General features: G+C 73.7%; 11 protein-coding genes. 9 read left to right on the top strand and 2 right to left on the bottom strand.

What is annotated here, in order from left to right:
• Positions 1–160: 160 nt before the first annotated feature.
• The 7 genes from glgX to RE027_RS08025 all read left to right on the top strand — a co-directional run bounded on the left by glgX (position 161) and on the right by RE027_RS08025 (position 9,940).
• Positions 161–2,347 carry a glycogen debranching protein GlgX gene (gene glgX / locus RE027_RS08055; protein ID WP_368807739.1) on the top strand — a complete coding sequence of 729 codons (2,187 nt, stop codon included), beginning with the start codon at positions 161–163 and terminating at the stop codon, positions 2,345–2,347.
• Between the two features lie 83 nt (positions 2,348–2,430).
• Positions 2,431–4,788, top strand: coding sequence for a malto-oligosyltrehalose synthase (gene treY, locus RE027_RS08050; RefSeq protein WP_368807738.1), 2,358 nt, complete (start codon positions 2,431–2,433; stop codon positions 4,786–4,788).
• Between the two features lie 6 nt (positions 4,789–4,794).
• On the top strand, positions 4,795–6,669 hold the full coding sequence (treZ, locus tag RE027_RS08045; protein WP_368807737.1) for a malto-oligosyltrehalose trehalohydrolase: 1,875 nt from the start codon (positions 4,795–4,797) through the stop codon (positions 6,667–6,669).
• 47 nt (positions 6,670–6,716) lie between these two features.
• Positions 6,717–7,799: an L-glyceraldehyde 3-phosphate reductase gene (gene mgrA, locus RE027_RS08040; RefSeq protein WP_368807736.1), complete on the top strand. Its 1,083-nt coding sequence runs from the start codon at positions 6,717–6,719 to the stop codon at positions 7,797–7,799.
• 20 nt (positions 7,800–7,819) lie between these two features.
• Positions 7,820–8,512, top strand: coding sequence for a LysE family translocator (locus RE027_RS08035; protein WP_368807735.1), 693 nt, complete (start codon positions 7,820–7,822; stop codon positions 8,510–8,512).
• A 166-nt stretch (positions 8,513–8,678) separates the two neighbouring features.
• Complete coding sequence (locus tag RE027_RS08030) at positions 8,679–9,218, top strand: hypothetical protein (protein WP_368807734.1); 540 nt, start codon at positions 8,679–8,681, stop codon at positions 9,216–9,218.
• Between the two features lie 182 nt (positions 9,219–9,400).
• Positions 9,401–9,940 carry a hypothetical protein gene (locus tag RE027_RS08025; RefSeq protein ID WP_368807733.1) on the top strand — a complete coding sequence of 180 codons (540 nt, stop codon included), beginning with the start codon at positions 9,401–9,403 and terminating at the stop codon, positions 9,938–9,940.
• 108 nt (positions 9,941–10,048) lie between these two features.
• Here the strand turns inward: RE027_RS08025 and RE027_RS08020 are convergent, their stop codons facing one another.
• Both RE027_RS08020 and RE027_RS08015 read right to left on the bottom strand, forming a co-directional pair.
• Positions 10,049–10,837: a phosphatase gene (locus tag RE027_RS08020; protein ID WP_368807732.1), complete on the bottom strand. Its 789-nt coding sequence runs from the start codon at positions 10,835–10,837 to the stop codon at positions 10,049–10,051.
• Positions 10,834–12,117 (bottom strand): glycosyltransferase, encoded by a 1,284-nt coding sequence (locus RE027_RS08015; protein ID WP_368807731.1) that lies wholly within the window; start codon positions 12,115–12,117, stop codon positions 10,834–10,836. Before RE027_RS08015 ends, RE027_RS08020 begins: the two co-directional genes overlap by 4 nt.
• 55 nt (positions 12,118–12,172) lie before the next feature.
• Between RE027_RS08015 and alr the strand changes: the two genes are divergently transcribed.
• Both alr and tsaE read left to right on the top strand, forming a co-directional pair.
• Positions 12,173–13,414, top strand: a complete 1,242-nt coding sequence (gene alr / locus RE027_RS08010) for an alanine racemase (RefSeq protein WP_438612425.1) — start codon at positions 12,173–12,175, stop codon at positions 13,412–13,414.
• Entirely contained in the window at positions 13,411–14,025 is a 615-nt protein-coding gene (gene tsaE, locus RE027_RS08005; protein WP_368807729.1) for a tRNA (adenosine(37)-N6)-threonylcarbamoyltransferase complex ATPase subunit type 1 TsaE, read from the top strand. The genes alr and tsaE overlap by 4 nt, the downstream gene beginning before the upstream one ends.
• The last annotated feature ends 5 nt before the right edge of the window (positions 14,026–14,030 follow it).

Genomic DNA, 14,030 nt, shown 5'->3' with positions numbered 1-14,030 from the left:
CGACGGCTCCTGACAGGGGCGCCCGACGGCTCCTGACAGGGGCGCCCGACGGGCGGGCGGCCACGGACGCCGCCGGTCCCGGCTAAGGTTGTACCCACTTGCCCCATACCCAGCCCGCTGATGGTGACCCCCTGCCCGGCGGTACGACAGGAGAACCCACATGGAAGTCTGGCCCGGTCAGCCCTATCCCCTCGGAGCCACCTTCGACGGCACCGGCACCAACTTCGCCCTCTTCAGCGAGGTCGCGGAGAAGGTCGAACTGTGCCTGTTCGAGGAGGACGGCACCGAGACCCGGATCGAGGTCACCGCCGAGGACGGCTACGTCTGGCACTGCTACCTGCCCACGGTGCAGCCCGGCCAGCGCTACGGCTACCGGGTCCACGGCCCGTGGAACCCCGCGGCGGGGCAGCGCTGCAACGCGTCGAAGCTGCTGCTCGACCCCTACGCCAAGGCCGTCTCCGGGCAGATCGACTGGGACCAGCCGCTGTTCTCCTACAACTTCGGCGAGGAGGACTCCTTCAACGACGAGGACTCGGCCCCCCACATGATGATGAGCGTGGTGGTCAACCCGTTCTTCAACTGGGAGGGCGACCGCACCCCGCGCACGCCGTACCACAAGTCGGTGATCTACGAGGCGCACGTCAAGGGGCTCACCCAGCAGCACCCGGAGGTCCCCGAGGAGCAGCGCGGCACCTACGCCGGCGTGGCCCACCCCGCGGTGATCGCCCACCTGCAGAAGCTCGGCGTCACCGCCATCGAGCTCATGCCGGTGCACCAGTTCGTGCAGGACAGCACGCTGCTCGAGAAGGGCCTGCGCAACTACTGGGGCTACAACACCATCGGGTTCTTCGCCCCGCACAACGAGTACCAGTCCACCAACGACCTCGGCGGCCAGGTCCAGGAGTTCAAGGCCATGGTCAAGGCCCTGCACCAGGCGGACATCGAGGTCATCCTCGACGTGGTGTACAACCACACCGCCGAGGGCAACCACCTGGGCCCCACGCTGTCCATGAAGGGCATCGACAACCAGGCCTACTACCGGACGGTGGAGGGTGACGAGAAGTTCTACATGGACTACACGGGCACCGGCAACACGCTCAACGTCCGCCACCCCCACTCGCTGCAGCTGATCATGGACTCCCTGCGCTACTGGGTGACCGAGATGCACGTGGACGGCTTCCGCTTCGACCTCGCCTCCGCGCTGGCCCGCGAGTTCTACGACGTGGACAAGCTGGCCACGTTCTTCGAGCTCGTCCAGCAGGACCCGGTCGTCTCGCAGGTCAAGCTGATCGCCGAGCCGTGGGACGTCGGCCCCGGCGGCTACCAGGTGGGCAACTTCCCGGCCCAGTGGACGGAGTGGAACGGCAAGTACCGGGACACGGTGCGCGACTTCTGGCGCGGTGAGCCCGCGACCCTCGGGGAGTTCGCCTCCCGGATCACGGGCTCCGCGGACCTCTACGAGCACAGCGGCCGGCGGCCGTTCGCCTCGATCAACTTCGTCACCGCCCACGACGGCTTCACGCTGCGGGACCTCGTGTCCTACAACGAGAAGCACAACGAGGCCAACGGCGAGGGCAACAACGACGGGGAGTCCCACAACCGCTCCTGGAACTGCGGCGTGGAGGGCCCCACCGACGACCCCGAGGTGCTCGCCCTGCGCTCGCGCCAGCAGCGCAACTTCCTGGGGACCCTCCTGCTGTCCCAGGGCACGCCCATGGTGCTGCACGGCGACGAGCTGGGCCGCACCCAGGACGGCAACAACAACACCTACTGCCACGACGACGAGCTGTCCTGGATCAACTGGGACACCATGGACGGCCCGCTCACCGAGTTCGTCGCCGCCGTCACCCACCTGCGCCACGACCACCCCACGTTCCGCCGCTCCAACTTCTTCGACGGCCGCCCCGTGGAGATGGACGACGAGGACACCGGGCGCCCGATGCCGGACATCGCGTGGCTGACCACGGACGGCGCCCCGCTGAAGCCGGCCGACTGGGACGAGCCCCTGTCCCGGTCCTTCGGCATGTGGCTCAACGGCCACGGGATCGCCGGTGTGGACATGCGCGGGCGGCCCATCACGGACGTCAACTTCATCGTGTACTTCAACTCCAACCCGGAGCCCGTGAAGTGCAAGCTCCCGCCGGTCCGCTACGGCAAGCGGTGGGAGGAGGTCATCGACACCGCCGGCAAGTACGCCGACGGGCAGGTCCGCAGGGCCCGCAGCGCCATCACCCTGGAAGGCAAGTCGATGGTCGTGCTGCGCGCCTACGAGGACCCCGAGGTCGAGCCCGACGCCTCGGTCGCCGCCTCCGTGGCCGCGTACGCGAAGTCGCCGCAGGACCAGTGACCTGACGGCCCGGCAGGCTGTCGACCCGGACACGGGTCGACAGCCTGCTGGCATTTCCGGGGCCGGGCCGACAGACTGGTGCCGTGCGCACACCTACCTCGACCTACCGACTCCAGATCACCTCCGACCTGACGCTGGACCGCGCGGCCGGGCTCGTGGACTACCTCCACGACCTCGGCGCGGACTGGGTCTACCTGTCGCCGATCCTGCGGGCCGTCGACGGCTCCGACCACGGCTACGACGTCGCGTCCCCGGCCGAGGTGGACCCCGTCCGCGGCGGCCCCGCCGGGCTCAGGGCGCTCGCCGACGCGGCCCACGCCCAGGGCATGGGCGTGCTGGTCGACATCGTCCCGAACCACCAGGGCGTGGCCGTCCCGGAGCAGAACCCGTGGTGGTGGTCGCTGCTCGAGCAGGGGCCGGACTCGCCCTACGCCGACGCCTTCGACGTCGAGTGGGAGGCCGGCGGCGGCAAGGTCCTGATCCCGGTGCTGGGCGACGGCGACGGCGAGCTCGACCAGCTGCGCGTCGAGGACGGCACGCTGCGCTACTACGAGAACACCTATCCGCTGGCGGAGGGCACCTGGGCCGAGGGCGACGACCCGAAGGACGTCCACGACCGCCAGCACTACGAGCTGGTCGACTGGCGCCGCGGGGACGCCGAGCTGAACTACCGGCGCTTCTTCACCGTGGCCACGCTCGCGGGCGTGCGCGTCGAGGATCCCGAGGTCTTCGAGGCGTCCCACGCCGAGATCAAGCGGTGGATCGACGAGGGCCTCGTCGACGGGCTGCGCATCGACCACCCCGACGGGCTGCGCGACCCTCGGGAGTACCTCGAGCAGCTCCGGGAGCTCACCGGCGGCGCCTACGTCGTCGTCGAGAAGATCCTGGAGCCCGGCGAGCGCCTGCCCGGGGACTGGGCCACGGAGGGCACCACGGGCTACGACGCCCTCGGCGTGATCGACCGGCTGCTCACCGACCCGGCGGGGGAGTACGCGCTCACGAGCCTCGACGCCCGGCTGCGCGGCGGGGAGCCCGTGCACTGGGACGAGATGATCCACGGCACCAAGCGCGCCATGGCCGACGCCGCCCTGCAGGCCGAGGTCCGGCGCCTCGCCCGGGCCGTGCCCGCCGACGCCGGGCTCGACCCCGACGAGGCTGTGGACGCCCTCGCGGAGATCCTCGCGAACTTCCCCGTCTACCGCAGCTACCTGCCCGAGGGCGCCGAGCACCTGCGGGCCGCGCTCGACGCCGCCCGCGGGCATCGGCCCGACCTGGCCGGGCCGATCAGCACCCTGGGCGAGCTGCTCGGGGTGGACGCCCGGGACGGTGCCGAGCTCGGGGAGCTGGCGCGCCGCTTCCAGCAGACCTCCGGCATGGTCATGGCCAAGGGCGTGGAGGACACCGCCTTCTACCGCTTCCCCCGCCTCACGTCCCTGACCGAGGTGGGCGGCGACCCGTCGCACTTCGCGGTGACGCCCGAGGAGGCCCACGCCGAGCTCGCCCGCCGGGCCGCCGAGGAGCCCCTGGCGATGACCACGCTGTCCACCCACGACACCAAGCGCTCCGAGGCCGTGCGCGCCCGGATCACGGTGCTCGCCGAGGCCGGCGAGCAGTGGGCCGGCGTGGTCGGCACCGTGCGCAGGCTCGCGGAGGAGGCCGGCGTCCGGGTGGGCGACGGACCGCTGCTCAACCTCGTGCTGCAGGCCGTGGTGGGCGCCTGGCCGATCTCGCAGGAGCGCACGGTCGACTACGCGCTCAAGGCCGCCCGCGAGGCCGGGAACTCGACCGCCTGGGTCGACGGGGACCCGGACTTCGAGGACCGGCTCGTGCGGTTCATCGAGCTCGTCCTCCACGACCCGGAGATGCGGGCCGTCGTCGAGGGCTTCGCCCAGCACGTCACGGAGGCCGGCTGGAGCAACGGGCTGGCCGCCAAGCTGGTCCAGCTCACGATGCCCGGCGTCCCCGACGTCTACCAGGGCTCCGAGCTGTGGGCGGAGTCCCTCGTGGATCCCGACAACCGCCGTCCCGTGGACTTCGAGGAGCGGGTCGCGAAGCTTGCCCGGCTGGACACGCCCGTGGGCGGGACCGCGGACGGTATCCCGGCCGTGGGCCCTGACGCCGCGGCCAAGCTGCTCGTCACCAGCCGCGCCCTGCGGCTGCGCCGCGACCACCCGGAGCTGTTCGGCGGCTACACCCCGCTGAGCGCCTCCGGCCCGCTGGCCGGGCACGTCTTCGCCTTCGACCGCGGCGGCGCCGTCACCGTGGCCACCCGTCTGCCCCTGGGCCTCGCGGCCCGGGGCGGCTTCACCGACGAGACCCTCGCGCTGCCCGAGGGCGACTTCGAGGACGTGCTCACGCACCGCCCGCTCACGGGCACCGTGGCGCTGTCCGTGCTGCTGTCCGACTACCCCGTGGCGCTGCTGCGCCGGAAGGACTCCTGAACCTCCATGAACACCCGTGACCACCTCAACCGCTTCGACGTCTGGGCCCCGCACGCCAGGTCCGTGACCGTGCGGATCGAGGGAGACGACCACGACATGGTCCCGGCGGCCTCGCTGCCCGTGGGCTCCCCGGAGGGTCCCGCCGCCCGCCGCGACGGCTGGTGGACCCTGCCCGACGACGCCGACGTCCCCACGGGGACCGTCCGCTACGGCTACGTCCTGGGCAAGACCTTCGACGAGGGCACCGCCGAGGAGCGCTCGCAGGTCTCCGAGGTACTGCCGGACCCGCGCTCGCGCCGCCAGCCGCAGGGCGTGCACGACCTCTCCTGCACCTTCGACCCCTCCGCGCACCGGTGGGGCGACACCGCGTGGACGGGCCGGACCCTCGCCGGCTCCGTGGTCTACGAGCTGCACATCGGCACGTTCACCCCCGGGGGCACCCTCGACTCGGCGGTCGAGCGGCTCGACCACCTCGCGGAGCTCGGCGTGGACTTCGTGGAGCTGCTGCCCGTCAACGGGTTCAACGGCGAGCACAACTGGGGCTACGACGGCGTCCTCTGGTACACCGTGGACGAGTCCTACGGCGGGCCCGCGGCCTACCAGCGCTTCGTGGACGCGTGCCACCAGCGGGGGATCGGCGTGATCCAGGACGTGGTCTACAACCACCTGGGCCCGTCCGGGAACTACCTGCCCCTGTTCGCCGACTACTTCAAGCCGGGCTCCAGCACGTGGGGCGACCTCATCAACCTTGACGGGTGGGGCTCGGACGGGGTGCGCGACTACATCCTCGACAACGTGGAGATGTGGCTGCGCGACTACCACGTGGACGGGTTCCGCCTCGACGCGGTGCACGCGCTGCAGGACCACCGGGCCGTGCACATCCTCGAGGAGATCGCCGAGCTCGTGGAGCGGGTGGGCGTGGAGACGGGCAAGCCGCTGTTCACCGTCGCGGAGTCCGACCTCAACGACCACCGGATGATCACCCCGACCACCGCCAACGGCATGGGCATGACCGGGCAGTGGCTCGACGACTTCCACCACGCCGCGCACGTGGCGCTGACGGGGGAGACGCAGGGCTACTACGCGGACTTCGCGGCGCTGGCCACCCTGGACAAGGTCATGCGGGACGCGTTCTACCACGACGGCACCATGTCGGTCTTCCGCGGCCGCCACCACGGCCGGCCGGTCGACAAGCAGCGCGTGAGCCCGTGGCAGTTCGTCACCTGCATCCAGAACCACGACCAGGTGGGCAACCGGGCCGCCGGGGACCGGATCAGCGCGAGCCTCTCGGCCGACCAGCTGGTGCTCGGCGCCACGGTCCTGCTCACCCAGCCGTTCACCCCGATGCTGTTCATGGGGGAGGAGTGGGGCGCGTCCACCCCGTGGCAGTTCTTCACGGCCCACCCCGAGCCGGAGCTGGGCGAGGCCGTGGCGAAGGGCCGCAAGGCGGAGTTCGCGGCCATGGGCTGGGACGAGTCCACCGTCCCGGACCCCCAGGCGCCCAGCACGTTCGCGGACTCGAAGCTGGACTGGGACGAGCCCGGCCGGGGGGACCACGCCCGGGTGCTGGCGGCCTACCGCGAGCTCATCGCGCTGCGGCGCGCCGTGCCGGAGCTCACCGACCCGCGGTTCGCGACGATCGGCACGGACTTCGACGAGTCCGCGCGCTGGTTCGTGCTCCGCCGGCCCGCGGCACCGGGCTCCGACCACGGGGTCGCGGTGCTGCTGAACTTCGGGGCCGACGCGGTGCAGGCCCCGTTCCCCGGCCGCCCGGACGCCGAGGTGCTCTTCCGCTCCGGCGACGTGTCCCTCACCTCGGGGCCCGGCGGCAGCACCGTCGCCGCCCTGCCCGCCCACGGCGCGGCCGTGGTGCGCTACTGAGCCGCCGCGACCCCGCCCGGAACGCTTCCCCCTCACGAAAGGCTGCCGTGCTCACCTACGGACCCGATGCCCGATACCTCGCCGCCGAGGACCGCTACGAGAACATGCCCTACCGGCGCGTGGGGGACTCCGGGCTCAAGCTGCCCGTGATCTCCCTGGGCCTGTGGCACAACTTCGGCGACGACAAGCCGCTCGGCACCCAGCGGGCCACGCTGCGCCGGGCCTTCGACCTCGGCGTCACCCACTTCGACCTCGCGAACAACTACGGCCCGCCCGCCGGCGCCGCGGAGCTGAACTTCGGCACGATCCTGAAGCAGGACTTCGCGCCGTACCGGGACGAGCTGGTGATCTCCTCGAAGGCCGGGTGGGACATGTGGCCGGGACCGTACGGCTTCGGCGGCTCCCGCAAGTACCTGGTGTCCTCGCTGGACCAGTCCCTGCGGCGGATGGGCCTGGACTACGTGGACGTCTTCTACCACCACCGCCCGGACCCCGACACCCCCCTCGAGGAGACCATGCGGGCCCTGGACCACATCGTGCGCTCGGGCCGGGCGCTCTACGTGGGGATCTCCTCCTACAACGCGGAGCTGACCCTGCGCGCCCAGCAGATCATGCGCGAGCTCGGCACCCCGCTGCTGATCCACCAGCCCTCCTACTCGATGCTCAACCGGTGGGTCGAGGCCCCCGGTCCCTCGGGGACCTCGCTGCTGGGGGCGCTGACCGAGGCCGGGATGGGCTCGATCGTGTTCTCCCCGCTGGCCCAGGGCATGCTCACGGACCGCTACCTCGGCGGGATCCCGGAGGGCTCCCGGGCCGCGGCGGAGAAGTCGCTGAACCCGGAGTGGCTCACGGACACGACCCTCGAGAAGGTCCGCGGGCTCCACGAGATCGCCGCCGGGCGCGGGCAGAGCCTGGCCCAGATGGCGATCGCGTGGGTGCTGCGCGAGCAGCAGGACGGGCAGGTGACCACGGCGCTGGTGGGCGCCTCCTCCCCGGAGCAGCTCGAGGACAGCGTGGGCGCGGTGCGGAACCTCTCGTTCACCCCGGAGGAGCTCGGGGCGATCGACCGGCTGGCCACCGACTCCGACATCAACATCTGGGCGGGCGCCCAGGAATCCAAGCACGCGTGAGCCGCGGGGCCCGGTAGGCCGTGGACGCCTCGCAGTACCTCGCCCTGCTCGGGCTGTGGATCGCCGGGATCGTCGCCCCCGGCCCCGACGTCCTGGTGATCCTGCGCAACTCGTCGCTGGGCTCCCGCACGGCCGGGGTGCTCACCGCGCTCGGCGTGATGACCGGCAACCTCGTGTGGATCACGCTGTCCCTCACGGGCGTCACCGTCCTGATCGGCCAGGCCGACACAGCGCAGCGGATCGTCCAGGTGGCGGGGGCGCTGTTCCTCGGCTGGCTGGGGGTGGGCGGGATCCGCGCCGGACTCGCCGCGCGGACCGCGCCCGCTCCGGTGCCGGCAGGCGCCGGACTTGCCGCGCAGGGTGCGGGGGCGCCGCCGCGGCCGGCGGCGCCCGACCGTGCCGTCGGCCGCGCGCCCGGACCGGCCCGGGCGTTCGTCCTGGGGCTCGTGACCAACCTGTCCAACGCCAAGGCCATCGTCTTCTTCGTGGCGCTGTTCGCCAACGTGGTCCCGGCCGGAGCCCGGTGGTGGGAGACCGCCCTGGTCTTCGTGCTGCTCGTCGGAGTGGGCCTGGCCTGGTTCACCGCGGTGGCGTGGGTGGGCTCGGTGGAGCGCCTGGCCGCGGGCTTCCGCCGGCACGGCGCCGCGGTGGAGCTCGTGGCGGGCGGTCTCTTCCTGGTCCTGGCCCTCGGGCTGCTGATGACGGCACTGTGAGCACGGGGACTGCTGTCGGCGCTGTGCGCGCGGGCGAGCCGTGAAGCGGTCACACGCCCGTCAGGGGTTCCGCTACGGCCCGGGGAGTGATAGGAATCGAGTCCTTCCCCTGCCGATCCGTCCGCTCCGCGCCGGGTCCCACCGGCCGACCACGAGGAGGTGCAGCATGCCGGACCACGGGCACCTCACCCGGTCCGTCCACGACCTCACCGCCGCCGCCTGGTTCGGCGGCTCCCTCATGGGCGCCGTCGGCCTCAACGGGGCGGCCGCGGCCGCCGTGGACCCGCAGGAGCGGATCCACCTCTCCGGCGTGGGCTGGAGGAAGTGGCAGCCGGTGGAGGCCGCGGCGCTGATCATCCACGGCGTGGCCGGCGCGGCGCTCGCCCACCAGAACAGGGGCCGGCCGGCCGGTCAGGACGGCGTTCCGCGGCGCACCCTGCTCAAGGCCGCCGTGACGGTGGTCGGTGTCGTGGGCTCGGCCTGGGCCGGGGTCGCCGGGAGGAGGGCCGAGGCGCTGGCCCACGAGGGCGCCGAGGGCGCCACCGAGCCCCACGCCGGTGCCTCTCCCGAGCTGGCCTCCGCCCAGAAGCAGCTGAAGGTCCTGCAGTGGGTCAACCCGGTCCTGGCCGGTGCCGTGGTGGTGCTGGGCGCCGGGCACGGCGAGACGCAGCGGCCCCGCACCGTCCTGCAGGGCCTGCACCGGTAGCGTCCCCGGTCCGACGGCACCCGAGGCGGTAGCGACCCCGAGCGCGCTCCGGGGAACGCGGAGCGAGGACGGGTGCCAGGGGTTCCCTGTGTCGGAGCGTGATGATAGACAGTAAGCACCCTTGTTTCCGGGGATCTCCCGGTTCCATCGGCTCGCGCACGACAACCACGAGGAAGTGCAGCATGTCAGACAACGAGTACCTCACCCGGTCCATCCACGATCTCACCGCCGCCGCCTGGTTCGGGGGCTCCCTCATGGGCGCCGTCGGCCTCAACGGGGCGGCCGCCGCCGCCAAGGACCCGCAGGAGCGGACCCGCCTGTCCAACATCGGCTGGAAGAAGTGGGCTCCCGTGCAGGCCGCGGCCCTGATCGCCCACGGCGTGGCCGGCGCGGCGATCATCTACCAGAACAAGGGCCGCCTGGCCGGTCAGGACGGCGTCACGCGGAACACCGTGCTCAAGGGGGCCGTCACCGTCGTGGGCGCGGCTCTCACGCTGTACTCCCGCGTGCCCGGCAAGAAGGTCGAGGCGCTGGCCCACGAGGGCGCCGAGGGCGCCACCGAGCCCCACGCCGGTGCCTCTCCCGAGCTGGCCTCCGCCCAGAAGCAGCTGAAGGTCCTGCAGTGGACCATTCCCGTGCTGGCCGGCACGGTGGTGGTGCTGGGCGCCAAGCACGGCGAGATGCAGCGGCCCCGCAACATCCTGCAGGGCCTGCTCAAGTAGGCCCGGCCCGCCCGTGGAGCACCGGTCCGTCCCGTCGCGGGGCGGACCGGTGCTCCACGGGCGCCGGTTCCGTGGGGTCCGACGGCGCCGGGCCGGTCCGCAGGGGACCTAGACGTAGTCCTCCAGGCCGGCGTGGTGCAGCACGAACGCGGTGACCGGGTCGTAGACGCGCGGCGCGAGGTTGTCGTCGAGGGGGACGGCGACCTCCACCTGGCCCTGTGCCTCGGCCACGAACACGCCGGGGTCGTTGCAGTCGGCGATCGCGATCGTGCGCAGGCCGCGGGAGCCGGCCGCCCCGGCGAGGCCGTGGTCGGCGACCACGAGGTCGGGCGGGTTCTGCCCGTCGCGGCGCAGCTTCTCCAGGGCCAGGGACATGGGTCCGGGGAAGTGGGTGTGCCGCAGCCCCCCGTACTGCTCCACCATCACCACCTGCATGATCTGGCGCACCTGCCCGTCCTCGAAGGGGAAGCCGTCCGGGACCTGCACGACGTGGGCGCCCGCGCGGCGGGCCACGCGGGCCAGCTGGGCGTAGACGGGGAACAGCCCGGCCGGGTGGCCGGTGGCGAACAGCACGCGGCCGCCCGCGGCGACGACCTCCCCGAGGACCCGCGCGTAGCGCTCCAGCGCGGCGAGGGCCAGCTCGGCGGAGATCGTGTCCTGGCCCTCGACGTGCGAGCGGTCGGGCGAGATGCCGACCCGGTCGCGCATCAGCGCGAACACGTCGTCGTAGGACCACTCGCGGGTGCGCACCACGCCCATGTGCTGGTGCTGGTCGCCGTCGAGGAAGCCCTGGATGTTGCGCAGGTTCGCCTCCCGCGGGGTGGCCACCGCTCCGGTGAGGCGGTGGCGGTCGAGGTGGCGGGCGAGGTCTGCGGCGGGGAGGAGGGAAGTCGTCACCGTTCGAGTGTATTCAGGCCCCGCCGGCTACCGTGGCGTATCCGCACCCGGTCCTGGATCCGGGCGTAGACCGCGGCCGTGGCCAGGGCGGTGCGCTCCCAGGAGTGCTCCCGGGCGCGCCGGGCCGCGGCGGCGCCCATCCGTGCCAGGGCCTCGGGGTCCCGGGCGAGCTCCAGGACGGCCCCCGCCCACGACCCCGGCTCGCGGTCCGGCACGAGCCGGCCGGTGACGCCGTCGAGCACCGCGGTGCGCAGCCCGTCCACGTCCGTGGCCAGCACGGGGGTGCCGCAGGCCTGGGCCTCCAGGGCCACCAGGCCGAAGGTCTCGGAGGAGGAGGGGACGGCCACGAGGTCGGCGCCGCGCATCCGGGCCGCGAGCTGCGGGGCCGGCAGGGCCGGGCCGAAGCGCACCACGTCCTCCAGCCCGAGCTCGTGCACGCGCTCCCGCAGCCGCGTCGTGAACCCCCGGGTGCCGACGCCCACGACGTCCAGCTCCACCGGCAGCCCCGGCGCCTCCGAGCGCAGCTGCGCGAGCGCGTCGACCAGCACGTGCGGCCCCTTGAGCGCCTGCAGCCGGCCGGCGAAGAGCAGCCGCAGCGGCCGCCCGGGCGTGCCCGGCCGCGGCTCGTCCGGGCGGGGCCCGCGGGGGGCCGGGGAGAAGGCGGAGAGGTCGACGCCGGGGGTGATCACGGTCAGGCGCGCCGGGTCGGCGTCGTAGAGCTCGACCATCTGCAGGGCCTCGGTGCAGGTGTTGACCACCGTGGCCTCGGCGCGCCCGATCAGCTCCGCCTCGGCGGCGGCCCGGGAGTCCGGCTCCAGCCCCTCCCCGGTCCGGGTCCGCAGGTTCTTGCCGCGGGCCGTGGTGTGCAGGGTGAGGACCAGGGGAACGCCCCAGTCGTCGGCCAGCTCCCGGCCCGCGGCACCGGAGAGCCAGTAGTGGGCGTGCACCACGTCCGGCCGGGGCGCGTGGCCGCGGAGCACGTCCGCGAAGGCGGAGGTGAGGTGCGGCAGCTCCTCCTTCACGGCGCCGGCCGCACCGGGCAGCGAGACCGTGAGCAGCCGCAGGCCCTCGCGGATCCCGGTGACCTGCACCCCGGCGGTGCGCGGCGCGCCCGTGCCGCGGTCCAGGGTGGCCATGTCCACGGTGTGCCCGGCGTCCACGAGGGCCCCGGCGAGCTGGCGCACGTAGACGTTCATCCCGCCCGCGTCGCCCGACCCCGGTTGTTCGAGGGGAGAGGTGTGCAGGCTGAGCAGCAGGACGTGCAGGGGAGCGGCAGACACGGCTCCACTGTAGCCGCCGAGCGCAGGACCGTGCCGCTCCGGCCGCGGTGCGAGAATGGGCACCGTGAACCGTGCCGAACCCGTCCCGTTCCCCCTGCCCGGGGAGGCCTTCCCCCGCCCTGCCCGGCCCGAGCGCAGCGCCGTGGTCGACCTCGCCGCGGTCCGCGCCAACGTGCGCCGGATCCGGGAGCTGGCCGCCCCGGCGCGGCTGATGGCCGTGGTCAAGGCCGACGCCTACGGCCACGGGGCCGTGCCCGTGGCCCGCGCGGCCGTGCAGGCCGGCGCGGACGCCCTGGGCGTCGCCCACGTGGCCGAGGCCCTGGAGCTGCGCGCCGCCGGGATCACCGCGCCGCTGCTCGCGTGGCTGCACACCGTGGACACGGACTTCCGGGCCGCCCTGGCCCGGGACGTCGAGCTCGGCGTCAGCGGGTGGGAGCTCGGCCCGATCGCCGAGGCCGCGCGGGAGCTCGGCGGCACCGCCCGGATCCACCTCAAGATCGACACCGGCCTGGGCCGCAACGGCGCGACGGCCCAGCGGTGGCCCGAGCTGGTGCGCTGGGCCGCGCAGGCGGAGGCCGAGGGGCTCGTGCGGGTGGTCGGCGTCTTCACCCACCTGGCCGTGGCCGACGAGCCCTCCCGGCCCGAGACCCGGGAGCAGCTCCGGCGCTTCCGCGCGGCCGTGGACGTCGCGCGCGCCGCCGGGCTGCGCCCCGCGCTGCGGCACGCCGCGAACTCGCCGGGCCTGTTCTCCGCCGCCGGCCTCGAGCGCCCGGCGGACATGCTCCTCGACATGGTCCGCGTGGGCGTCTCCGTCTACGGGCTCTCGCCCTTCCCCGGCCGCAGTCCGCAGCAGCTCGGCCTGGTGCCCGCCATGACCCTGCGCAGCACCGTCAGCGCGGTGAAGGACGTCCCGGCCGGCCAGGGCGTCTCCTACGGGCTGAGCTGGGTGGCCGAGCGGCCCACGACCCTCGCGCTCGTCCCGCTGGGCTACGCCGACGGGGTGCCGCGGAGCGGGGCCGGCGGCCCGGTGCGGATCCGGGGCCGCACCCGTCCCGTCGTCGGCCGGGTCGCCATGGACCAGATCGTCGTGGACCTGGGCGCACCGGGGCTCTCCGCCCCCGAGCACGGGCTGGTGGGCGCGGAGGCGGTCCTGTTCGGGGCCGGGGAGCACCCTTCGGCCTCCGCCTGGGCGGACGCCGCCGGCACCATCAACTACGAGATCGTCACCCGCGTCTCGGGCCGCGTGCCCCGGGTGCACGTGGACACCGCGGCGGACAGCGGAGAGGAGCAGGCATGAGCGAGTGGACCCTGAGCCTGACCGTGGACGGCCCCGAGCGGACCCAGGCACTGGCCGAGCGGCTCGGGGCGCGGCTGCGCGCCGGGGACCTGCTGGTCCTCACGGGCGAGCTCGGCGCCGGCAAGACCACCTTCACGCAGGGCCTGGGCCGGGGCCTGGGCGTGCGCCCCGGCATCATCTCGCCCACGTTCGTGCTGGTGCGCCGCCACCCCAACGTCCCGGACGGGCCGCGGCCCGGCGGACCGGACCTCGTGCACGTCGACGCCTACCGGCTGGGCAGCGCGGCGGAGGTCGACGACATCGACCTCGAGGACACCGTGGACACGGCCGTGACCGTGGTGGAGTGGGGGACCGGGAAGGTCGAGCACCTGGCCGACTCCCGCCTGGAGATCGTCCTGGAGCGCGCGGTCGGCGCCGCGGCGCCGGCACCCGTGGCGATGCCCGGGGCGGCGGACGGCGCGGAGGACGACGCGGAGGACGACGCGGAGGACGACGCGGAGGACGACGACGCCGAGCCCCGCCGCATCACCCTGACCGGGATCGGCCCGCGCTGGGCGGGCGGGCCCCCGCCGCTGGACCCGCCGGGGGAAGGGCCCGCGCCCGGGCACTAGAATGG

The sequence above is a fragment of the Kocuria sabuli genome (assembly GCF_040981185.1).
GTDB lineage: Bacteria > Actinomycetota > Actinomycetes > Actinomycetales > Micrococcaceae > Kocuria > Kocuria sabuli.
This window is presented reverse-complemented; position numbering and strand designations above follow the sequence as displayed.

Coding starts and splice junctions, on each gene's coding strand:
- glgX (WP_368807739.1), top strand. CDS start 161: ATGGAAGTCTGGCCCGGTCAGCCCTATCCCCTCGGAGCCACCTTCGAC.
- treZ (WP_368807737.1), top strand. CDS start 4,795: ATGAACACCCGTGACCACCTCAACCGCTTCGACGTCTGGGCCCCGCAC.
- RE027_RS08030 (WP_368807734.1), top strand. CDS start 8,679: ATGCCGGACCACGGGCACCTCACCCGGTCCGTCCACGACCTCACCGCC.
- RE027_RS08025 (WP_368807733.1), top strand. CDS start 9,401: ATGTCAGACAACGAGTACCTCACCCGGTCCATCCACGATCTCACCGCC.
- alr (WP_438612425.1), top strand. CDS start 12,173: ATGGGCACCGTGAACCGTGCCGAACCCGTCCCGTTCCCCCTGCCCGGG.
- tsaE (WP_368807729.1), top strand. CDS start 13,411: ATGAGCGAGTGGACCCTGAGCCTGACCGTGGACGGCCCCGAGCGGACC.